Consider the following 20,901-nt stretch of genomic DNA (forward strand, 5'->3'; position numbering starts at 1 on the left):
TCAGTCGTCGACCGCGACGGGATCGGGCGTCGGCAGGTCGCGGTCGTGTAACAGCGCGACCGTCGCCAGTCGGATGGCGTGCGGCCAGCCGAGCGGGGTGGCGCTGTCGGGCGTCCCGTCGTCGAAGAACTGCTCGGGGAGGTAGCTCGTCGACTCGCACAGCGTTCCGCCGGGCGAGACGTGCGCGAGGAGCTCGCGGGCGCGCTCCGCCAGCCGGTCGGCCCGCGGGTCGTCGTGAGCCGCGAGCAGGGCCGCGAGCTCGGCGCAGGCGTTCGCGCCCCACGCCGTCGAGACGGTCCACACCTTCTCCGAGAGCTGGCCGGCCTGCCGCCACGCGTCGCCCTCGTAGCGGATCAGCCCCGCGATCTCGTCGCTCTCGTGGGCGAGCCCGTCGACGACCGTCTCCACGTGCGAGACGAGCCGGTCGAGCCGCTCCGCGTCGACGGCTCCGTCGTCACCCTCGCCGTCAGCGCCGCTCTCGCCGAGGGCGTCGAACGACCGGTGCGCGCTCGCCAGCGACAGCGTCGAGGAGTCGAGCCGGTCGTCGATCGCCCCCTCGGGCGTCTCTCGGAGGGCGTAACAGCCGCGTTCGGGCACCCAGAGGTCGTCGAGCGCCTCGTATACGCGGGTCGCCTGATCGCTGGCGTGGCCGGCGAGGTCGTCCGGGAGGGCGGCGGCGTCGAGGTCGGCGGCGTTGAGGTCGCCGGCGTCGAGCCCGTCGCCGTGGAGCGCGAGCTCGCTGTACGCCTCCAGGAACGTCGCCGCGGTGTGGGCGAACCGCCCGGCGCTGTCCTCCCACGCGTTCTGACAGACGACGGGGCGGCCGTCGTCCTCCAGCGTCTCGTCGAGCCCGGCGAGCGCGGCGACGAGAGTCGCGTCGAGGTCGGCGACGTCCACGCCGGCCTCACGCGCCTGCGCGAGGTAGGCGATGACGCTGCCGGTCTGGTCGGCCTGGTAGTCCACGTCGGGGCCGTCCTCGATGCGGGCGTTCGCCCAGCCGGGCGCGAGCGCGCCGTTCCGCGGCCACACGCGGTGGGGCCACGAGCCGTCCGAGCGCTGGGTGGCGACGTACATCTCGGCCGAGCGGGCGTGCCAGTCGCCGAGCCCGAGCCCGAGCCGGTCGTCGGCGCCGAGCAGGAACGCCGATATCTCCGCGTCGTCGCGGAACCAGGTGTAGCCGTAGCCGCCGGAGGTCGCGTAGAAGGGGTCGAAGTCGGGGCCGGCGATCCGGAGCCCGGACTCGGCCGAGAGCAGGGAGAGCACGCGGAGGTCGGCGATCACCGACTCGCGGGCCGGCGCCGACTCGGGGACCGAGGGCGTCGTCTCGCCGGCGGCCGCGGCGAGCGCGTCCACGGAATCGAGATCGGCGAACAGCTCGTCGAGCCGGGCGCGGGCCGCCTCGCGCGTCGTCTCGGCGCGGTCGGTCAGGAGCGAGGCGACCGCGGCGACGCCGTCCTCGAAGGGGACGTCGGCGATGACCTCGCCGGAGAGCCGCTCCTCCTCGTAGCGGTCGCCGTCGCGGTCGCGGGGGAGGTCCGTCGGCGTCTCCTCGAGGAGCTCCGGGAACGTCGCCGGGAGCTGGCCGCGCAGGTCCGAGAACCCGGTGTCGCTCGCGAGGAAGTCGTGCTCGTCGGCGTGGTACACTTCGACCGCGTCGTCGTACCGGAGCTGGCCGACGCGGTCGTCGCGGCCGTCGGGCGCGAACCGGGCGTAGACGACGAGCGAGAGCGCCTCGGGGTCGACGTTCGCGTGCCCGTCCTCCCCAACGTCGACCGTCGCGCGGGTGAGGTGCGCGTCGCCGAGCGTGACGTCGTGGCGGGTCACGGTCGCGGCGTCCGCCTCGTGGACCGTCTCGATCACCGTCGTGTCGCCGACGTACCGCTGGGCGGTGTCGACCTCGTCGAGCCAGGTGACGTCGCCGCCGACGGCGAGTCCGAGCCGCGATCGGACCAGCCCGGTCCGGCCGGTCAGCGGGTAGCCGAAGTCGCGGAGCTCGCCGTCCTCGTCGACGTGGACTAACCGCCCCTCGCCGCCGGAGAACCGCCCGGTAACGGTCCGGCGCTCACCGGGGAACCGGGTGGCGTGTCCGGTGTTGCGCTTGTAGTCGTCGAGCGCGTCGCGGAGTTGCATTACGCTGGTAAACGCCCCCTCCGTGTATGAAGTTTTGGTGTAATCTTCATTCGTATCTTTGGAGAACGGAAACGCTCAAGCCGGGGGACGCCCGGGTACCGGCATGCACGAACCCGGGCCCCCGCGGACGACGAGCGTCGGCGAATCGGTCGAGCTGGCGCCGCGCTCCCCGGATCCGGACGGGACATACGAGTGGACGGTCCGCGACGCGCCCGACGGGAGCGCCGTCGGCGCCGGCGACGGGCCTGAAAAAGGTGGATCGGAGGCCGAACGGCGGGAGCCGGTCCTCCGCCGCGGCGAGACGAGCCGATCGGACGCGCCGGTCGTCCACCTCCGGCCCGACGCGCCGGGGACCTACGTCCTGACGCTCGACGCGCCCGACGGGACGCACCGCCAGCGGGTGCGCGCCTTCCCGGACGAACGCCGGGAGGCGGAGCTGCGCGTGCCCGCTGCGGACCTCCCGGTGGACGACGCCGACGTCGACCGCGTCTCGCTGATGTGGGCGCACAACGAGCGCCTCCTCGCCCGCGACCGCCCCGAGCGCGACGGCGACGACTGGGTGGTCGAGGCCCGCGTGCCGCCCGGGCGTCACGGGTTCAGCTTCGTCGCCAACGACGACCCGAGCAACGAGCACGGCGACGTCGTCGAGGTCTCCGGACCGGGCCGCCCCCGCCTCTCGCTCGACGCGTGCGTGGAGGAGAGCGAAGGCGGCGGAGGATATGGCTCGACGGTCGTTCTGACGGCCGACGTCGACGCCCCGCCGAGGCTGGGCGACGGCGACGCGTCGGACGAGCCCCGCGTCGACGTCGAGTTCCTCGTCGACGACCGCGACGCGGATCCCGAGACGGTCGCGCGGATCGAGTCACTCGCGGACGGTGCCACGCTCGCGGTTCCGCTCGATGAAATCCCCGACGAGGCCCTCGGCGGCGACGGCATCCGGGTCCACGCGGTCCCGCGCGCGGAGCGGTACGGGGCCGCCGAGACGGTGCGGATCGGGCCCGACGACGACGAACGGACCGCCGAAGACGGCGGCGACGACGCGTCGCTCACGGTGAGCGACCCCCACGCGCCGCCCGAGTGGACCGACTCGCCGACGATATACGAGGTCTTCGTCCGGTCGTTCGCGGGCGACACCCTGCCGACCACGTTCCGCGAGATCGAGCGCCGCGTGCCGTACTTGGAGAGCCTGCGCGTCGACGCGCTCTGGCTGACGCCCGTGCTGGCCTCGCCGACGGAGCACGGCTACCACGTCACCGACTACTACGAGACGGCGAGCGACCTCGGCTCTCGGGAGGCGTTCGAGTCGCTGGTCGAGACCTGCCACGACGCCGGCATTCGGGTGGTCTTCGACCTCGTCATCAACCACACCTCCCGCGATCATCCCGCCTTCCAGCTGCACGCTGCCGGCGTCGACGAGTACGCCGACCACTACCGGCGGGCCGACGGCGCGTTCGACGTGACCGGCACCGACTGGGCGGAGCTCGCTCCCGGCGACATGCCGGAGTACTACTTCAACTGGCGGCGGATCCCCAACCTCAACTTCGACAGCCCGACGGTCCGCGCGTGGCTGCTGGACGTGGTCGACGAGTGGGCCGCCGTCGTCGACGGCTTCCGCGCCGACGTGGCGTGGGGGGTCCCGCACGGCTTCTGGAAGGAGGTCGCCGACCGCGTCCCCGACGACGTACTCCTCCTCGACGAGACGCTCCCGCACGACCCCTTCTACGGCGAGGGGGAGTTCGACCTCCACTACGACACCTCCCTGTACGAGGTCCTCTGCGACGCCGGCGCGGGCGAGGCGCCCGCGGACGCGGTCGCCGACGCGTTCGACCGCGCCGCGTGGCTCGGCTTCGACGACCCGGCCGCGCAGCTGCGCTACGTCGAGAACCACGACGAGGAGCGGTACCTCGCCGAGTACGGCCGGGACGCGCTGAAGGCCGCCGCCGCGACCGTCTTCGCGCTCCCCGGCGCGCCGATGATCTACGCCGGGCAGGAGCGCGGCAACGAGACGTACCGGGGCCCGATCCGGTGGCACGACGGCGACAACAACCTCACCGACTTCCACCGCGACCTCGCCGCGCTCCGCGAGCGCGAGCCGGTCCTCCGCGAGGGCGCCGTCGACTTCGAGGCCGCCGACGTGCGCGTCGTCGACGGCGACCCCGAGCGGGTGACTGCGTGGGTCCGCGCCGCGGAGAATCGAGACGACCCTCTCCTCGTCGTCGTCAACTTCGCGAGCGAGCCGGCGACCGTCGCGGTGCCGGAGCGAGTCGAGACCGACCTGTTCGCGGACCGGGCGGTCGGTGCCGAAGTCGACGTCGAAGCCGTCGCGGTTTTTAAATAATCGGCCGCGGCGTCGACCGAGCGGCCGGCGCGGGTTGCGGTCTCCGGCGTTTATAAGTGGGCGCCTCGTCCTCTTCCCGTATGGACGACCGGACGCTGAACGACCTCCTCCGCCGGTTCGGGCTCTCGGACAAGGAGATCGACACGTATCTCAGTCTCTTGGAGCACGGCGAGGCGAAGGCGAGCACGATCGCGGACGCCGCCGGCGTGTCGAAGCGCTACGTCTACAGCGTGAGCGAGTCGCTCGCGGACCGCGGGTTCGTCGAGGTGAACGACCACGTCGTGCCGACGACGATCCGCGCGAACCCGCCCGACGAGGTGATAAACCGGCTCCGCTCCGACGTCGACGCGATCCGGCCCGGGCTGGAGGAGCGCTTCTCGCGGGTGGAGCGGTCCGTCGAGCAGTTCGAGGTGATCAAGTCCCGCGTCACCGTCATCAAGCGGATCCGCTCGCTGCTCGGCGACGCCGAGTCGGAGGCGGCGCTGTCGATCACGGCCGACCACCTCCCCGAGATCCGCGAGTCGCTCTCGGACGCGGTCGACCGGGGCGTCCTCGTGCTCCTCGTCGTCTCGGACGCCGAGGACGACCTCGCCGAGGAGGACCTCGACGTCGACGCGTTCGAGGGCGTCGCCAGCGTCGTCCGGACGTGGAGCGAGGCGATGCCCACGCTGCTCACCGTCGACTCCGCGGCCGGCGTCGTCGCCCCGCCCGAGCTCCTCCGCCGGTCCGACACCGACCGACAGGCGATCCACTTCTCGCAGGAGCAGCTCGCGCCCGTCATCGTCGGCTCCTTCCTCGGGAACTACTGGCCGGCCGCGACCGAGGCCGCGACCGCGCCGCCGGCGCCGCTGCCGGCGGAGTACGCGAACTTCCGGCACACCGTCCTGCAGGCGACCCTGCGCCTCCGCGCCGGACAGCTCCCGCGCGTGACCGTCGGCGGGCGGTGGACGGAGAGCGACGAGCCGGTCGAGCTCGACGGCCGCGTCGTCGAGGCGAAACAGGGGATGGTCGAGCCGACGAACAACGAGTTCCCGGTCCAACACTCACTCGTCGTGGAGACCGACGACGGCACCGTCACCGTGGGCGGCAAGGGCGCGTTCGTCGAGGACGTCGAGGCCGACCTCGTGCGGATCGAGGCCGGCGACGACGACGAGTCCGGCGGCACCGCCGACGCCGAGTAGGTCCGCCCCGAGTGGATCGACGCCGCGCGGGTCGACGCCGACCTACCCGCGGATCGGGGCGCTCGCCAGTCCGGCGGGCTCCTCGTCGGCGGCGGGCTCGATTCGGAGCCGCCAGCCCCCTTCCGCGGCGTCGACGCGGATCGCACTCGGGGGCGACCGATCGCCGTGTCGGCAGAGTTCGAGGACGATGGGTAGCGTCGGGAATCGCCCGTCCTGGGGGCTCAGCGCGTAGTCGGACACGTGGACGACCCTCGACGCCGCTGGCGGCTCGTCGCCGCTCGGGTCGGCCGCGTAGCTCCCGACGACCCCCGCTCCGGCGAGGCGCTCGAACGCCCCCGCCACCGGGTCCGCGTCGGGCGCGGCGGGGAGCCGCGACGCGGCGTCGGCCAGCACCGCGGCCTGTTCGGTCGGCTCGAGGCCGCGGCGAAGCTCGAACGCCACCGCCTCGAGGAGCCGGAGACAGAGGCCGTCCGGGTCCGACCGCTCCTCCGCGAACGCGAAGTACGCGTCCATGACCGCCGACTCGACCGCGTCGTGGTCGCCCGCCGAGAGGGCCTCGAACACCGCCGCCGCCGCGTCGTGGCAGAACCCGACGAGGTCGCGGCTCGGAGCGGGAGTTCCGTCCGAGCGGCCGTCCCGACCCGGGCTCCGACCGCGATCCGAACGGTCGTCACCGTCTCGGCTCACGACTGGGTCGGAGAGCGACCAGGCCGCCGCCTCGGCCGCCGAGAACCGCCGCACGTCGTGCTCGCCGCCGGCGGACCGACCGCTTCCGGCGTCGCCGTCGGCGCTTCCGTCGCGGGCGCCGAGGCCGACGCCCTCGTCGCCAGCGTACTCCTGCCGCACGATCACGTCGTAGTACGGGACCTGCGGGTCGTACCGACGGAGCGCGTCGCGGTACTGCTCGGTGGCGCGGGCCGCGGCGCGCGCGGCGGTCCGGCTCTCGAAGCGGAGCCCGGCCGCGGGGACCGGTCGGTCGCCGTAGCGAGCGCAGACGAGCGAGTACTCGCCGTCGGTCGAGGCCAGCGACTCGATGTGGTCGCTGATCGCGGCCAGGGTCGTCCCGATCACGTCGGGGTCACGCTCCTCATGGGGTCACTCCTCCAAGCTCGGGTGCGTCTCCTGCGGGTCGGGGTGCGGGTCCGCGAACCGCTCGCGCGTCGCGTCGAGCGAGGCGGCCTCGCGCTCGCGGCGCTCCTCGGCGTCGATCTCCTCGCAGCCGGGCGGCAGGTCGCGGCCGCGGTCCGTGAAGTACCCCTCCGGCGCCACCCAGTCGTGGTAGAACGGCGCGTCGTCGTCCTCCAGCAGCGTGACCGCGACCTCGGCGCCGTGCCCGGCGCACACCGCGGCCTGATGGGGCTTCTCCGCGAGCCGCCCCGCCGCGTACAGCCCGTCGACGCCGGTCCGGCCGCGTTCGTCGACGTCGACGTACGCCTTCCCGCGGTCGAGGATCCCGACGCCGTCGATCCCGTCGAGGTAGCCGACCTCGTTCTTCGTGGCCGCGACGACGTACCGCGTCCGGACCCGGTCGTCGCCGTCGGTCTCGACGGCGAAGCGGGCGCCGTCGTTCGGGTCGTCGCCGTTCGAATTGTCGCCGTCCGAGTCGTCGCCGTCGACATCGCCGGACCCCTCGATCGCCGCGACCCGCGTGACCCGCGCGTCGAGCCGGTCCGCCCCCGCGGTCTCGGCCTGCTCGCCGAGGAGGTCGAGCAGTTGTCGGGCGTTGACGCCGAGCGGGAACCCCGGGAAGTTCTCTAGGTGGGCGTTCCGCCGGAGGATCGACTCGCCGGCGTCGACGACGAGCGTGTCGAGCCCCTGCCGCGCCGTGAACACGGCCGCCGAGAGCCCGGCGACGCCGCCGCCGACGACGACGGCGTCGCGCGAGTCGGTCGGTCCCTCGGTCATCGGTCGGCCTCCGGCCCGCACCGTCGGTCGCGGTCCGCGGTCCGTCCGTGGTTCGGATCCATACCCGGTGACGCGGGCGAGACGAAGTATGAGCTTCGGTCCCGCGGGTCAGGCGCGATGCGCGGTCGACCGGCCGGCCTCGCCTCGCTCATCGCCGCACTCGAACCGGGTTGGCGGCGGCGATGAACGGCTCGTCGCCGTCGGCCGCCGCGAACGCGATGTCGCCGGCGTCGCCGCGCTCGACCCGCCACGCCGGCAGCGCCGGCACGTCGTAGTCGGTCGGGTCGCCGTACGTCGCCGCGACGGCCCACTCGCGGGCGCGCATTTATACCTCCCCGTTGATGACGTCCGCGACGCGCTGGCGGTCGAACAGCCGCTCTCCATCCGGGATTTCCGGGTACGGACCCTCCTCGTAGCGCGGCCACTCGCCGAACGTCTCGGGGTACAGCTGCTTCGCCGTCATCTCCAGCTGGAAGAGGTTGAGGACCGGCCCCTGATAGCGGGCGCCCTGCGGGTGGATCCGGTCGTTCTGTACCGCGGTGACCTCCGAGCCGACGGGATCGTCCTCGAAGGCGGCCCGCCGCCCGGCCATGTCAGTCCCCGGCTCCATCCCGCCGAGGTAGAGGATTACGTCCGGGTCGGCCTCGAGTATCGTCTCGAAGTCGACGACCGTCCCCGACTCGACGCTCCCCTCGAACGCGTCGCGCGGGCCGAGCGGGCGCGTGTGCGACGTGAGGAAGCCGGGGTTGCTCAGCGTGTACGCGTAGATGCTCTCGATGTCGGCCGCGGCGATCATGATCGCGGTCGGTCGCTCCTCCTCCGGCGGCAGACCGCCTTCGATCGTCGACAGGAGGTCGTCGCGGACGCCCGCGAGTGCCTCGTAGCGCTCGCGCTCTCGGAACGCCTCGGCGACGATCTCGAACTGCTCCCAGAGCCCGTAGTACTGGTACCCGTCGGCCCACTCGTCCGCCGGCTCCTGACGGCGGTCGCTGAGGGAGTTGCCGAACCACGGCGAGACGTTCTCGGCGATCTCGTCGACGTCGGCGCGGTCCCACGCGTCCTGCCGGGTGATCCACGCGGGGTCCGCGAGGTGGACGTCGCTGTCGAGGCCGTACAGCTTCTCCTTGTCCGGCTGCCACGAGGAGTAACGCCCGGACCAATCGAGCGAGACGCCCGGGAGCCGCTCGACGAACTGGTTCCAGAGGCCGTCGTAGTAGTCGGGCGCGTGCAGCGCGGTGACGTCGTTCCCCCGGCCCAGCGCGAACGCCATGCCCGCGTGGTGGGTGAGGCGCGTGAACACCGTCTCCGGCGGCGACTCGAAGGCCACCTCGCCCATCGGCGAGATCGACGCCGTGTAGCTCCCGTCGTCGGCGTCGGTCTCGGACTCCGCCGACTCGCCGCCGTCGGACGAATCGGAATCCGCCGCGCCGCCGTCCGGCGACTCGGGGTCGGCGTCGCCGCCGCCGACACAGCCGGCGAGGAGGCCGCCGAGCGCGACCGTGCTGCCGTACTTCGCGAACGCTCTGCGGGTCGGGTCTCCGCGTGCCGCGTCGTCTCTGCGCATGTTTTTAGGCTAGCCTAAAACAATTTAACCGCTTCGGTTTTTAGGCCGGCCTAAACAAGTCGCGGAGACGGACGGACCGATCTACTCCGACTCCGCGTGACGCGCGCGCAGCGGCGTGACGCGCGGTCCGTTCTCGGTCTGCACCACGTCGGCGTCGACGCGGAACACGTCCGCGAGCAGGTCCTCGGTGACGATCTCCTCGGGGGCGCCGCGGGCGCGGATCTCGCCGTCCTTGAGCGCGACCATCCGGTCGGCGAGCCGGGCGGCCTGCTCGATGTCGTGGAGCACGACGACGACGGTCACGTCGCTCTCGTCGCGGAGCGTCTCGATGATCTCCATCACCTCCATCTGGTGATGGAGGTCGAGGAACGTCGTCGGCTCGTCGAGGAGGAGCACGTCGGTGTCCTGTGCGAGCACCATCGCGATCCACGCGAGCTGCTTTTGCCCGCCGCTGAGGCTCCCTACCTCGCGGTCGCGCAGGTGACCGCAGCCGGCGAGCTCGATCGCCTCCTCAACCGCAACCGCGTCCTCGTCGGTCGTCCGCTCGAAGAAGCCGCGGTGGGGGTACCGTCCGTGGTACACTAGATCCTCGACCGTGATGCTGTTCGGCGAGGTGCTCTCCTGCGAGAGCAGCCCGAGCTTCCGGGCGAGCGCCTTCGTGTCCATCGCGTGCACGTCGCGGCCGTCGACCAGCACGGAGCCGTCCTCCGGCGCGAGCTGCGTCGCCAGCCCCTTCAGCAGGGTGCTCTTTCCCGAGCCGTTCGGACCGACGAGGGCCGTGACGGCGCCGGGTTCGGCCGCGATCGACTCGCCGTCGATGACGGGCCCCGGGGCGTTCGGATACCCTAAGACGAGGTCCTCGCCGTCGAGGTCGCTCGCGTCCGTCGCGGGCTCCCCTCGGGCCGTCGCCGAGGCGCCCGCGTCGTTCGATCCGTCCGGTCCGTCCGTCGCGTCGATCTCCGTCGCGTCCGCGTTCTCCGTTGACATTTAGAGTTCACCCATGTTCTGCTGTCGCCGCATCAGGTACAGGAAGTACGGGCCGCCGATCAGCCCGGTGACGATTCCGACCGGGATCTGCGAGGCCGCGCCCGTGATCACGCCCATCCCGAGGCGCGCGCCCACGTCGGCCGCGACCATCAGCGCGGGACCGACGAACAGACAGCCGACGATCACCCGCTTGTAGTCGCTGCCGACGAGATTCCGCACCATGTGGGGGACGATCAGCCCAACGAAGCTGACGATGCCGGCCACCGCGATGCTGGCGGCGGCCGCCAGCACGGCGACGCCGGAGAGCGCGAACCGCACCTTCTCGATCGACATCCCCAGCGACTTCGCCGTCTGCTCGCCCAGGAGGAGGAGGTTCAGCTGTCGCGACCCCGCGAGCGACAACGCCACCGCCACGGCCGTCCACGGCAGCGCCATCCGGACCTGCTCCCAGTCGGTCCCCGTCAGCGACCCCGTCGTCCACTGGATCGCCGACTGGACGACGCCGATGTCGTCCGCGAAGAAGAACAGCCCCGTCTGGAGGCTGTTGAAGACGGTCCCGACGATTACGCCCGCGAGCACGAGCCGGACCGGGCTCGTCCCGTTCTTCCACGCGATGGCGTAGACGACCAGGAACGCGACCGCGCCGCCGAGCGCCGCGATCAGCGGGAGGAACGCCGAGAGCCCCCCGAACACCACGAGCGTCAGCAGGATCATCAGCCCCGCGCCCGAGGAGACGCCGAGGATGAACGGGCTCGCGAGCTCGTTCCTGGTGACCGCCTGGAAGATGGCTCCCGAGACGCCGAGGTTCATCCCGACGATAGCCGCGACGAACACCCGCGGAAGCCGGATGTTCCAGACGATGAGCGTCTCGTGTGCCAGCTCGGGGAGCTCCCCCTGAAAGCCGGTGATCGAGCGCATCAGCCCCTCGCCGACGACGAAGTTCAACAGCCACCGCGGGTCGAGGAGGACCGCGGGATCGAGGACAGCGCGCCACGCCTCGCCGATCGTCATCGAGTACGCGCCGAAGCTCACCTGCACGAGCCCGCCGGCGACGACGACCGCGACGCTGGCGAGCGCGACCGAGACCAGTTTGGGGTCGAACAGCGCCCCGATCCGCCCCTCTGACGCCCGGCGCGCGGCGCCCTCACCGGCGACCGACCTCCCGCCGCTCATCGCGTCCCCTCGGCGTACGCGGCGATGTCCTCGTCGTCCATGGCGTCGAGCAGCGCGTCGGCCCCGTGGGCGTCGACGGCGGCGTCGGGGTCGATGTGGCCGGCGAGCGCGCGCCGTCCCTCGGCGGTCCGCGCCTCGACCTCGTCGGCGTCGACGTACGCCGACAGCGCCTCGTCGATCGCCGCCTCGCGGACCCGGGCGAACCGCTCCCCGTCCGGGTCGACGGGAGCGTCGGCGTGGCGATCGTCGAACCACTCGACCCACCGCTCGCGGTCGGCCCACTCCTCGTCGCGCTCGGCCTCGCGGCGCACCCAGTCGACGCCCTCTGCCGCCGCGGGCCACCAGCCGTCGTCGATCCGCGCGTCCGTGACGACCCGCCGGGCGACGCGGGCGCCGCGCCCGGCCGCCGTGACCACCTGTCGGTCGGCCTCGGAGGGAGTGGCGACGTAGAGCCCGTCGACCGGCGTCGCCCCGTCGGGGTCGGCGTACTCCCGGTCGAAGTGCTCGTGGACCTCGCCGCCGTGGTCGTGGGTCTCGAACATCGCGTCGTCGTCGTCGAGCCCGCGGAGGTACTCGTCGCCGTACCGCGTCGCCGCCACCACGCGGCGGGCGGTGACCGGCTCGCCCTCCTGCGGGGTGACGCGGAACCGCGTCTCCGCCTCGCCTCCGTCCCGTTTCTCGGCCGACTCGACGAGGTCGTCGACGAGCTCGGCGCCCGCGCGCTCGACGTGCTCGTGCGCGAGGTCGTAGAACGTCTCGACGTCGATCCCGCCGGGGAACCCGAGGTAGTTCCCGAGGTGCGCGCAGCGCGCGATCGACGACCGGCCGCGGTCGAACACGGCGACGTCGAGCCCCTCGCGGGCGGCGAAGACCGCGGCCGAACAGCCGGCGGGACCGCCGCCGACCACGACGGCGTCGTAGTCAATCTCCTCGGCGCCCTCGCCGCGGTCGGTCTCCTCGCGATCGTCGCCGTCGCTCATTCCGCATCACCGGCGACGATCGCCGCAACCCGGTCGCGGTCGAAGAGGTGCTCTGACTCCGGAATCTCCGGGTAGTCGTCGCCGTGCTCGTAGCCCGGCCACTCGCCGAACCGCTCCGGGAACAGCTGTTTGGCGGTCATCTCCAGCTGGAACAGGTTCATGATCGGTCCCTGCACCGGATGGCCCGAGGGGTAGAACCGGTCGCTCTCGACCGCGGAGAGCTCGCCGGCGACCGGGTGGTCGGCGAGCTCCTCGCGGATCGCCCCCACGTCGTAGTAGGAGGCGATACCGTACTGGTGGAGGACGACGTCCGGGTCGACCTCCAGCAGCCGCTCGTGGTCGTACGCCGTCTCGTAGGTGACGTCGTCCGCGGCGAAGGCGTCGGGGACGTCGAAGGGCCGGACGTGCGCGTTCGCGAATCCCGGCTCGTCGGTCCGGGAGGGGTAGTACGTCCCGTCCATGTAGATGAGCGCGGCGACCGTCGGGCGCTCCTCTGCGGGCGGGAGGTCGCCGCGGATCGTCTCGACCAGGTCCTCGCGGACGGTCTCGAGCGCGGCGAAGCGCTCCTCCTCCCGGAACGCGGCGGCGACGCGCTCGCCGATCTCCGGGAGCGTGTAGTACGCGTACTCGTCGCGACACGGCTCCGGCGGCTCGGAGTGCCGACGGCTGTAGACGTTCCCGAACCACGGCGCGACGTTGTCGCGGACCTCGGCCACGTCGGCCTCGCTCCAGCCGTCGAAGGACGCGAACAGGCAGGGGTCCGCGAGGTGGAGGTCGCTGTCGAGCTCGTAGAGGAGCTCGCGGTCGACGGAGACGCCTCCCGAGCCGGAGTTGAGCTGCGCGAGCCCCTCGCGGTCGAAGGCGACGCCGTCGAGGCCGGCGTAGTAGGCGTCGAGCGTGTTCCCGCCGGCGTCCGCGTCGAACCCGAGGGAGTTCACCGCGTCGCCGTGGCCAAGCGCGACGGCGAGGTCGGCGTACAACAGGCTGTACACCATGACGTCCTCCGGAACGGCGTCGAACGCGACCTCTCCGACCGGCGCCAGCTCGGCCGTGTACGATCCCGTGCCCGCGTCCCCGCTCGCCGAGCCGTCCCCCTGATCGGCAGCCCCCGAACCGTCGTCCCCGGATCCGGTCGACGCCGACCCGTCCGTCGGCTCGATCCCGGCACACCCCGCGAGCAGTCCCGCGCCGGCGGCGGCGCCGCAGTACCTGATCGCGTCGCGGCGCGTCGCGGCGGGTCGGTCCGCGTCTGGCTCCATGGATTTTAGGCGACCCTAAAGGATTAAATCGGTTTCGAATCTTAGGCAGACCTAAACGATCGTCTCACGCGACGAGCTCGTTCGGAGACGGTCGGTGCGGGCGGCGAGGCGACGAATGAGAGCTGATGCAGGCGGCGAGGCGACGAGACGGGGACCACCGCAGAGAACGGAATTCGTATCGCGATATGAGATTTATTCCGCCGCGAACGCGCGAACCGTCTCGAACGAGCCGTCGGCGATAGCGGCCGCGATACCGTCGGTATCGGCGTCTCTGGGGACTTCGTGGGGGTACTTCCGGCTGAAGTAGCGCAGGAGGTTCGCGACGTCGCGTTCGAGGAACTCGCGAGCGTTCTCGTGGTCGACCGGGACCGCCTGCGGCCAGTCGAAGATCGTGACGCCGCTCTCCGCGACCGCGACGTTGTGCTCGGACATGTCGGCGTGGACCCAGCCGAGGTCGTGGGCGGTCACCAGCTCCCGGAGGACTAAATCGAGGACCGCGGAGGCCTGTTCGGGGTCGAGTTTCGCGCGAGAGAGCTCCGCGCCGTCGAACTTGTCCATCACGATGGCGTGCCGGTTGTGATCGACCGGCCGCGGCACGCTCACGTCGGGGTACATCGCCTCCATCGCCTCGTACTCGCGTTCGGCCGCCTTGCGCGCGGTGTACATCCAGGAGACGTGGTCGCGGTCGGCGGTGTACTCGCGCTCGCGGTTCACCTCGCGGAAGTTGGTGTACCCCTCCCGGTGGTACTTCAAGGCGAGCGGCTTGAACGACTGCGCCTCGTACACGTCTCCCTCCTTGCCGAACCCCAGGGGCGAGCCCACGCCGTCGATGGTCTCGCGCTCGGCGAACGTCCGGAGCGCCAGGGCGTCGTACCCCTCGAACGTGAGCTGGTACCCCTCGTACTGGATCGTCTTCCGCTGGATCAGCTCGCGGTCGAGACACCGGTCGATCCGGTAGTCGACCTCCTCGCGCGTCAGGTCGGCGTAGTCGGGGAGCTTGTCGCGACGGACCCACTCGGAGAACCGCATCCCCTGCTCGACGCCCGAGAGGAGATAGAAGTCCTCGGGGTCGAGCTCCGCCATGTCGCCGGCGACGTTTCGAACCATACGCCCCCTACTCCGGCGATTCCTAAAAGGGGAGCGCGTTCCGCGAACTAGGCTGATAAATCGCATTCCGCGATAGCAAATCCGGTTTCGGCGGTCGCATCCCGCCGAGCGCAACGGCTTTCGGGGCGGCGGGCGGAGTGGCGCGCATGACCGCGCCGACGGGGGACTGGCGACTGATTCGAGAGGAGGCCCGTCCGGGGCCGATGCAGATGGCGCTCGACGAGGTCGCGGCGGAGACGGCGGCGGCCGGCGGGCCGGCGACGGTTCGGACGTACCGGTGGGAGCCGAACTGTCTCACGCTCGGCTACCGACAGGACCCGGCGACGGTCGACTGGGCGTTCTGCGAGCGCGAGGGGATCGACGTGACGCGCCGACAGACCGGCGGCGGCGGGATCTACCACGACGGGCGCGGCGACGTGGCCTACTCGATCGCGGTGCCGGCCGCCGACGTGCCCGGCGAGCTGCTCGACTGCTACCACCTGCTCTGTCAACCGGTCCTCGACGCGTTCGACCGCCTCGGGATCGACGCCGGCTACGTCGAGGAGTCCGTGCCGGAGCTGTATCACCCCGCCTGCTACCTCCGGGAGCTGCATCCGGCGCACGACGTGGTGGCGGGCGGGTCGACGGAGAGTGGCGGCGCGACGGGCGGTGACGGCGCGACGGACGGTGACGGCGCCGAAGGCCGTCGGAAGATCGCCGGTAACGCGCAGTACCGCAAACGCGACGCCGTGATCCAGCACGGCTCACTGACGTTCTCTGTGGACGCGGAACGCCACCTCGGGACCTTCGCCGACCCGCCGGTGACGCCGGGCGAGTTCGGGGAGCGCGTCGTCGGAATGGACGAGCTGGCCGACGTCGACCGGGCGGACGCCGTGGCGGCGGTCGAGGCGGCGCTCGTCGAGTGGGTGGTCGGGGCGGGCGACGGTGACGACCCCGAGGGCGACGGAGTCTCGCTCGACCGCGACGGGGCGTGGTCGAGCGCGGAGCTCGCGCGGGCCGAAGAGCTCGTCGAGGCGAAGTACCGCGACGACGGGTGGGTCCGGACGCGGCCCGGGAACGACGACGCGTAGTCACCCGAAGGGGAGAGGAGACAGACCGGCCGGCGTTCCGAAGGGGCTTTTTCAGTCGCCCCCGTGGTGTTCGTATGAGTCTCAAGGTCGGCGCACACGTCTCGATCTCCGGTTCGCGGGCGTCCAACGATCCCGAAACGCCGCCGTACGGGAACATCGCGAACGCGGTGTTCAGACAGAAGCAGTTCGGCGGCAACTGCGGGCAGATCTTCACCCACTCGCCGCAGGTGTGGCAGGACCCGGACATCGGCGACGAGGAGGCGAAGCTGTTCCGCGAGGGGACCGAACGCGATCTGGTCGGGCCGTGGGTGATCCACACCTCCTACCTCGTCAACCTCTGCACGCCGAAGGAGGGGCTCCGCGAGAAGTCGCTCGACTCGATGCAGAAGGAGGTCGACGCGGCCGCGAAGCTGGACATACCCTACGTTAACGTCCACCTCGGCGCACACACGGGCGCCGGCGTCGAGGGCGGGCTCGACAACGCCGCCTCGGTGATCGACGACGTCGACGTGCCCGACGACGTGACGATCCTCATCGAGAGCGACGCCGGCGCGGGGACGAAGCTCGGCGACGAGTTCGAGCACCTTGCGGGGATCATCGACCGCACCGAGACCGACATCGACGTCTGCGTCGACACCGCCCACGCGTTCGCGGCGGGCTACGACCTCTCGACGGCCGGGGCGGTCGACGAGACAGTCGACGAGTTCGACGACGTCGTCGGGTTAGAGCACCTCGAGTACATCCACCTCAACGACTCGAAGCACGCCTGCGGCACCAACAAGGACGAGCACGCCCACATCGGCGAGGGGCACATCGGCGAGGCGGGGATGGAGCGGATCGTCAACCACCCGGACCTGACGGACGTGCCGCTGGCGCTGGAGACGCCGACCGAGGACGGGAAGAGCTTCGCGTGGAACATCGAGCGCGTCCGCGAACTGCGGGCGGACTGAGTTCGCGGGGCGCCTCGTCGGGGGCGGTAACGCGTCGATTTCGTTTAAAACCGTCCGACGCGCCTTTATATACCCGGAGCCGCGATCCACGGATATGACCACCACGAAGGCGCTCCTCATCGGTCAGCGGCGTCGCTTGGCCCTGACGATGGTCGGCGGGTTCGCCGGTCTCGTAGCGTTCTCGCTGGCGGTCGCGATAGTCGCCGAGCGCGCGGACCTCCCGACCGCGGCGGCGCTGACCGATCGGCTCGTGCCGCTGCTGGTGTTCTACGCGCCGGCGCCGATCGCGGCCGTCGGCGGGTACGCGCGCTGCGGCGGCCCGGCGTGTCTCGCGGTGGGCGCGGTGCCCGCGGTCGTCTTCGCCGCGCTCGTCGTCGTCGGGACCGTCTTCGGCGTGCCGGGCGTGGGCGCCGGCGACTCCCCGATCGGGGGAGTGACGATGGCGTTCGCGGCGGTCGGACTGAGCGGCGCGTTCGTCGGCTACTGCGCCGGCGTCACCGCCGCGCTCCTCGCGGACCTCGCCGGGTACGGGAGCGACGACGGCGAGGGCGAAGATGGCGAAGGCGACGCGGAGTGAAAGTCGGACTCCGTCACGACGAGCGAGTTCCTCACGTTTAATTCGTCCCGCGTCGAACGCGGGGCCGTGCGACGCTTCTCCGCGGAGTACCTCGAACACACCCGACAGGGGATGTGGGCCGACGACCGGGCAGCCCTCGCGGACCTGAAGCTGTCGGGCCGCCGCCGCGTGCTCGACGTCGGCTGCGGCACCGGCGAGCTGACCCGCGTCCTCGACGCGGAGGCGGCCCCGGACGCGACCGTGATCGGCGTCGACGCCGACCCCGACCTCCTGGCGGTCGCCCGCGAGGAGACCGGGCTGCCGTACGTCGCCGGCGACGCGACCCGGCTCCCCCTCCCGGACGACGCCGTCGACCTCGTCGTCTGTCAGGCCCTCCTGATCAACCTCCCCGACCCGGCCGCCGCGGTCCGGGAGTTCGCACGCGTTTCCTCGGACCTCGTCGCCGCGATCGAGCCGGACAACGGCGACGTGACGGTGACGTCGACGGTCGACGCCGAGGAGCGCCTGGAGCGGGAGGCCCGCGAGGCGTATTTAAAAGGCGTCGACACCGACGTCGCCCTCGGCGACCGCGTGCGGGACGCGTTCGCGGCGGCGGGGCTCGGCGACCTCCGGACGCGCCGATACGTCCACGAGAAGCGGACCGCCCCGCCGTACGCGGAGTCCGCGCTCTCGTCCGCGGCACGAAAGGCCTCCGGCGCCGGCCTCGCCGACCACCGCGAGGAGCTGATCGCCGCGACCTCCCTCGACGCCTACGACGACCTCCGCCGACGCTGGCGGGCGATGGGTCGGGAGGTGGTCGACGCCATCGGCGACGGCGAGTACGAGCGCGTCGAGCGCGTCCCCTTCGACGTGACCGTCGGACGGGTGACGTAGGCGGGCTAGCGGCTCTCCCGCATCGCCGCGTCCCGAAAGACGAAGTCGACCCGGAGCGACCGGTGAGACATGCCAGCCGCAGTCGTGACGGGGTCTTCTCGGGGTATCGGACGGGCGATCGCGCTTCGGTTCGCCGCCGACGGCTACGACGTCGCCGTCAACTACCACACCGGGGACGAGGCCGCCGAGGCGGTCGCCGAAGGAGTCCGCGACCGAGGCCAAGAGGCGGTCGTCGTGGGGGCGGACGTCTCCGACGCTGACGCGGCCGCGCGGCTCGTCGAGACCGCCGCCGACGCGTTTGGCGGGGTGGACCACGTCGTCAACAACGCCGGGATCGACCAGCACGTGTACACCGCCGAGCTCGATCCCGACGACTTCGACCGGGTGATGGACGTCAACGTCAACTCCGCGTTCAACGTCACGAAGGCGGCGCTCCCGCGCCTCCGCGAGTCCGAGGACGACCCCTCGGTGACGAACATTTCCTCCATCCTCGCGCACACCGGCGCGCCGATCGAGTGCCACTACGCCGCCTCCAAGGGAGCGCTCCTCTCGCTCACCCGGAGCCACGCCGAGGACTTCGCGCCCGACGTGCGGGCGAACGCGATCGCGCCCGGCCACGTCGAGACGGACATGACCGGCGACCGGACCCCGGAGGAGAAGCGCGAAGAGCTGGCGCGGATTCCGGTCGATCGATACGGCCAGCCCGAAGACATCGCCGACGCTGCCGCCTATCTCCGGGACGCGACGTTCGTCACGGGCGAGACGCTGAACGTGAACGGCGGGGAGCTGATGCGCTGATCGGAGCGAAACGGAGATCGGACCCTTCGAGCCTCTCGATGACTGAGATGTGCGCTCCCGACCCGGTTAGCGCCAGGAGGATATATGCCGGTCAGTCCGGTAAATTGCTACTACCCGTCAAGAACGCCGTGCGAGATACAGAGAGGAGATCGAGCACGCGGGGGCCGCTGCACTCGCCTCTCTCAGTGAATTGATAGAATAGCTACACGCGGGCACGTCTCGTCCTCACTGTGAGTGGGCATCTTGGCTCCAGAGAACCGACTGCGGGCTATATGCTCTCTAAGTTCGATGCGTTACCTATGAACGCACGTACGATCGCCCTCGGATTGGGTGCCGCCGTCGCTACGTTCCTGCTGGCGGGTGCCGCGACCATAGAGCTGCTGGGCGCCGGGGAGGCCCCCGGTATCGGTATCATCGGCGTTGTTGTCGGCGTCGCCGCCGGATTGCTGGCAGGCGGGCTTGTCAGCGTGTACGCTGGACGGCTCTCCGGGATCGCCGCGTCGGCCCTCGTCGCCTACGCGACGTTCGGTGTCGCGTTCATCGCGATCGCGGGACTGCGCTACGTCAACGTGCCGTATGCCGACGACACGTTCACGTTCCCCGTTCATCTCGGCGTGAGCGTCGTGGCTGCTGTCGTCGTCGCCCTGCTGATCGACCGTGCGGGGTCGGATGGCCGGACTGCGACCGCCTGAATACGACCCCGAACCGGCATCGAGGGCTGAGCGATACGCGCGGTGTCTCTCGCACGGCCATCGGGATGTGCATTACCCCAAGTTAAAACGGAACTCGACGGAGCCGGCGGTCAGTACTCCGCCAGCCCGGCCTCGATCCGATCGAACCCCTCCTCGAGCCGGTCGACGGAGTTCGCGAAGGAGAGCCGGAGCCGCCCGGGGGCCGTGTCGCCGAAGCCGTCGCCGGGCGCGAGCACGACGCCGTGCTCTTGGAGGAGGTACTTCGCGACGTCGATGGCGGGCGCGTCGAGCCCGGGGTCGAGGAAGGCGTAGAACGCGCCCTCCGGCCGGGGACACGAGAGCCCGTCGATGGCGTCGACGCGGTCGACGACGAGGTCCCGACGCTCCTCGAACGCGCGGTACATCTCCTCGAACGGCTCCTGCGGGCCGGTAAGGGCGGCGATCGCGGCGTGCTGTGCGACGCTCGACGCGCAGGCCGTGGTCGATTCGCGGACCGTCGTCACCTCGTCGATCACCTCCCGGTCGCCCGCGAGCCAGCCGAGCCGCCAGCCGGTCATCGCGTACCGCTTCGAGCAGGAGCCGACCGTCAACACGTGGTCCGGGTGGCCCGTGACGGCGGCGATCCCCCGGGCGGGGCCGTCGTACGTGAGCCCGAGGTACACCTCGTCGGCGATCACGTAGGCGTCGTGGTCGGCCGCGGCCTCGACGACCGCGCGGCACTCGTCGGGGTCGAAGACGCGGCCGGTCGGGTTCGAGGGCGTCGTGAGCACGACCGCCGCGGTGTCGTCGCTCATCGCGTCGATCACGCGGTCGGCGTCGAGGGCGAAGCCCGTCTCGGCCGGCATGGGCACCTCGCGAAACGTCCCGTCCGCGAGCGTCGCCTGCGTCTCGTAGTTGGGCCACGTGGGGCCCGGGACGAGCAGCTCCTCGCCGGGCGACACCGTCGCGAGGGTCGCGAGGTGGAGCGCCTCCATCCCGCCGACGGTGACGACGATCTCGTCGGGGTCGTGCTCGACGCCGTACTCGCCCGCGAGCGTGTCGCTGATGGCGCGCCGGCACTCGGGGAGTCCCGCGTTGGAGGTGTAATGCGTCGCGCCGCCGCGGGCCGCGCTCGCGGCCGCGTCGATCACGTGCTCCGGCGTGTCGAAGTCCGGCTCGCCGACCTCCAGCCTGACGAGGTCGCCGTCGTGACGCTGTGCGAGGTCGAACATCACGCGGATCCGCGAGCGCTCCGCGCGCCGGACGCGGTCGGTAGGCGTGGGCATACCGTCCACACGGCGAACCGGTCAAAAAGCGGTCCGGTGGCGGCCAAACGCG

19 protein-coding genes are annotated in these 20,901 nt (G+C 71.5%); 8 read left to right on the plus strand and 11 right to left on the minus strand.

The features are described from left to right. Entirely contained in the window at positions 1-2,130 is a 2,130-nt protein-coding gene (locus Hrr1229_RS03700) for a glycoside hydrolase family 15 protein (RefSeq protein ID WP_123114135.1), read from the minus strand. Between the two features lie 103 nt (positions 2,131-2,233). On the opposite strand from Hrr1229_RS03700, the gene Hrr1229_RS03705 reads away from it, so the two are divergent. Together Hrr1229_RS03705 and Hrr1229_RS03710 are read left to right on the plus strand one after the other, a co-directional pair. Continuing rightward, positions 2,234-4,468, plus strand: a complete 2,235-nt coding sequence (locus Hrr1229_RS03705; RefSeq protein WP_123114134.1) for an alpha-amylase family glycosyl hydrolase — start codon at positions 2,234-2,236, stop codon at positions 4,466-4,468. An 80-nt stretch (positions 4,469-4,548) separates the two neighbouring features. Then, positions 4,549-5,649 (plus strand): TrmB family transcriptional regulator sugar-binding domain-containing protein, encoded by a 1,101-nt coding sequence (locus tag Hrr1229_RS03710; RefSeq protein WP_123114133.1) that lies wholly within the window; start codon positions 4,549-4,551, stop codon positions 5,647-5,649. 42 nt (positions 5,650-5,691) lie between these two features. Here the strand turns inward: Hrr1229_RS03710 and Hrr1229_RS03715 are convergent, their stop codons facing one another. The 9 genes from Hrr1229_RS03715 to Hrr1229_RS03755 all read right to left on the minus strand — a co-directional run bounded on the left by Hrr1229_RS03715 (position 5,692) and on the right by Hrr1229_RS03755 (position 14,624). Then, the gene (locus tag Hrr1229_RS03715) at positions 5,692-6,720 is read right to left on the minus strand and encodes a hypothetical protein (RefSeq protein ID WP_123114132.1); all 1,029 of its coding nucleotides are present in this window, start codon (positions 6,718-6,720) and stop codon (positions 5,692-5,694) included. 24 nt (positions 6,721-6,744) lie between these two features. Beyond that, on the minus strand, positions 6,745-7,554 hold the full coding sequence (locus Hrr1229_RS03720) for an FAD-binding protein (protein ID WP_123114131.1): 810 nt from the start codon (positions 7,552-7,554) through the stop codon (positions 6,745-6,747). A gap of 148 nt (positions 7,555-7,702) precedes the next feature. Next, the gene (locus tag Hrr1229_RS03725) at positions 7,703-7,879 is read right to left on the minus strand and encodes a hypothetical protein (protein WP_176329349.1); all 177 of its coding nucleotides are present in this window, start codon (positions 7,877-7,879) and stop codon (positions 7,703-7,705) included. Continuing rightward, the gene (locus Hrr1229_RS03730; RefSeq protein WP_123114130.1) at positions 7,880-9,118 is read right to left on the minus strand and encodes an ABC transporter substrate-binding protein; all 1,239 of its coding nucleotides are present in this window, start codon (positions 9,116-9,118) and stop codon (positions 7,880-7,882) included. It abuts the gene before it with no gap. Positions 9,119-9,199: 81 nt separating this feature from the next. Further along, positions 9,200-10,105 carry an ABC transporter ATP-binding protein gene (locus Hrr1229_RS03735; protein WP_123114129.1) on the minus strand — a complete coding sequence of 302 codons (906 nt, stop codon included), beginning with the start codon at positions 10,103-10,105 and terminating at the stop codon, positions 9,200-9,202. Beyond that, positions 10,106-11,278, minus strand: a complete 1,173-nt coding sequence (locus tag Hrr1229_RS03740) for an iron ABC transporter permease (protein WP_123114128.1) — start codon at positions 11,276-11,278, stop codon at positions 10,106-10,108. Continuing rightward, positions 11,275-12,258: an FAD-dependent oxidoreductase gene (locus tag Hrr1229_RS03745; RefSeq protein WP_123114127.1), complete on the minus strand. Its 984-nt coding sequence runs from the start codon at positions 12,256-12,258 to the stop codon at positions 11,275-11,277. The genes Hrr1229_RS03740 and Hrr1229_RS03745 overlap by 4 nt, the downstream gene beginning before the upstream one ends. Next, positions 12,255-13,517 carry an ABC transporter substrate-binding protein gene (locus tag Hrr1229_RS03750; protein WP_123114126.1) on the minus strand — a complete coding sequence of 421 codons (1,263 nt, stop codon included), beginning with the start codon at positions 13,515-13,517 and terminating at the stop codon, positions 12,255-12,257. Before Hrr1229_RS03750 ends, Hrr1229_RS03745 begins: the two co-directional genes overlap by 4 nt. A gap of 192 nt (positions 13,518-13,709) precedes the next feature. After that, complete coding sequence (locus Hrr1229_RS03755) at positions 13,710-14,624, minus strand: serine/threonine-protein kinase RIO2 (RefSeq protein ID WP_123114125.1); 915 nt, start codon at positions 14,622-14,624, stop codon at positions 13,710-13,712. Between the two features lie 146 nt (positions 14,625-14,770). Here Hrr1229_RS03755 and Hrr1229_RS03760 point away from each other — a divergent pair, with 146 nt between their 5' ends. The 6 genes from Hrr1229_RS03760 (at position 14,771) to Hrr1229_RS03785 (ending at position 19,584) form a co-directional block, all read left to right on the plus strand. Next, on the plus strand, positions 14,771-15,694 hold the full coding sequence (locus Hrr1229_RS03760) for a lipoate--protein ligase family protein (protein WP_123114124.1): 924 nt from the start codon (positions 14,771-14,773) through the stop codon (positions 15,692-15,694). Positions 15,695-15,768: 74 nt separating this feature from the next. After that, positions 15,769-16,644, plus strand: coding sequence for a deoxyribonuclease IV (locus Hrr1229_RS03765; RefSeq protein ID WP_123114123.1), 876 nt, complete (start codon positions 15,769-15,771; stop codon positions 16,642-16,644). Between the two features lie 94 nt (positions 16,645-16,738). Next, positions 16,739-17,221, plus strand: coding sequence for a hypothetical protein (locus Hrr1229_RS03770; protein WP_123114122.1), 483 nt, complete (start codon positions 16,739-16,741; stop codon positions 17,219-17,221). Positions 17,222-17,287: 66 nt separating this feature from the next. Next, positions 17,288-18,094 (plus strand): class I SAM-dependent methyltransferase, encoded by an 807-nt coding sequence (locus Hrr1229_RS03775; RefSeq protein ID WP_123114121.1) that lies wholly within the window; start codon positions 17,288-17,290, stop codon positions 18,092-18,094. Between the two features lie 69 nt (positions 18,095-18,163). Next, on the plus strand, positions 18,164-18,892 hold the full coding sequence (locus Hrr1229_RS03780) for a glucose 1-dehydrogenase (RefSeq protein WP_123114120.1): 729 nt from the start codon (positions 18,164-18,166) through the stop codon (positions 18,890-18,892). Positions 18,893-19,191: 299 nt separating this feature from the next. Continuing rightward, a complete protein-coding gene (locus Hrr1229_RS03785) occupies positions 19,192-19,584 on the plus strand; it encodes a permease (RefSeq protein WP_123114119.1) in 393 nt (130 codons plus the stop codon). A 110-nt stretch (positions 19,585-19,694) separates the two neighbouring features. Here Hrr1229_RS03785 and Hrr1229_RS03790 read toward each other — a convergent pair whose 3' ends face one another. Beyond that, complete coding sequence (locus tag Hrr1229_RS03790; RefSeq protein ID WP_123114118.1) at positions 19,695-20,849, minus strand: pyridoxal phosphate-dependent aminotransferase; 1,155 nt, start codon at positions 20,847-20,849, stop codon at positions 19,695-19,697. Between the last annotated feature and the right edge of the window lie 52 nt (positions 20,850-20,901).

The organism is Halorubrum sp. CBA1229 (genome assembly GCF_003721435.2).
Taxonomy (GTDB): domain Archaea; phylum Halobacteriota; class Halobacteria; order Halobacteriales; family Haloferacaceae; genus Halorubrum.

Bases quoted from the DNA above. Each gene is read 5' to 3' on its own strand.
- Hrr1229_RS03790 (WP_123114118.1), bottom strand. From the start codon at position 20,849: ATGCCCACGCCTACCGACCGCGTCCGGCGCGCGGAGCGCTCGCGGATC.
- Hrr1229_RS03745 (WP_123114127.1), bottom strand. From the start codon at position 12,258: ATGAGCGACGGCGACGATCGCGAGGAGACCGACCGCGGCGAGGGCGCC.
- Hrr1229_RS03755 (WP_123114125.1), bottom strand. From the start codon at position 14,624: ATGGTTCGAAACGTCGCCGGCGACATGGCGGAGCTCGACCCCGAGGAC.
- Hrr1229_RS03765 (WP_123114123.1), top strand. From the start codon at position 15,769: ATGAGTCTCAAGGTCGGCGCACACGTCTCGATCTCCGGTTCGCGGGCG.
- Hrr1229_RS03705 (WP_123114134.1), top strand. From the start codon at position 2,234: ATGCACGAACCCGGGCCCCCGCGGACGACGAGCGTCGGCGAATCGGTC.
- Hrr1229_RS03785 (WP_123114119.1), top strand. From the start codon at position 19,192: ATGAACGCACGTACGATCGCCCTCGGATTGGGTGCCGCCGTCGCTACG.
- Hrr1229_RS03780 (WP_123114120.1), top strand. From the start codon at position 18,164: ATGCCAGCCGCAGTCGTGACGGGGTCTTCTCGGGGTATCGGACGGGCG.
- Hrr1229_RS03750 (WP_123114126.1), bottom strand. From the start codon at position 13,517: ATGGAGCCAGACGCGGACCGACCCGCCGCGACGCGCCGCGACGCGATC.
- Hrr1229_RS03725 (WP_176329349.1), bottom strand. From the start codon at position 7,879: ATGCGCGCCCGCGAGTGGGCCGTCGCGGCGACGTACGGCGACCCGACC.
- Hrr1229_RS03770 (WP_123114122.1), top strand. From the start codon at position 16,739: ATGACCACCACGAAGGCGCTCCTCATCGGTCAGCGGCGTCGCTTGGCC.
- Hrr1229_RS03700 (WP_123114135.1), bottom strand. From the start codon at position 2,130: ATGCAACTCCGCGACGCGCTCGACGACTACAAGCGCAACACCGGACAC.
- Hrr1229_RS03730 (WP_123114130.1), bottom strand. From the start codon at position 9,118: ATGCGCAGAGACGACGCGGCACGCGGAGACCCGACCCGCAGAGCGTTC.
- Hrr1229_RS03760 (WP_123114124.1), top strand. From the start codon at position 14,771: ATGACCGCGCCGACGGGGGACTGGCGACTGATTCGAGAGGAGGCCCGT.
- Hrr1229_RS03735 (WP_123114129.1), bottom strand. From the start codon at position 10,105: ATGTCAACGGAGAACGCGGACGCGACGGAGATCGACGCGACGGACGGA.
- Hrr1229_RS03740 (WP_123114128.1), bottom strand. From the start codon at position 11,278: ATGAGCGGCGGGAGGTCGGTCGCCGGTGAGGGCGCCGCGCGCCGGGCG.
- Hrr1229_RS03720 (WP_123114131.1), bottom strand. From the start codon at position 7,554: ATGACCGAGGGACCGACCGACTCGCGCGACGCCGTCGTCGTCGGCGGC.
- Hrr1229_RS03710 (WP_123114133.1), top strand. From the start codon at position 4,549: ATGGACGACCGGACGCTGAACGACCTCCTCCGCCGGTTCGGGCTCTCG.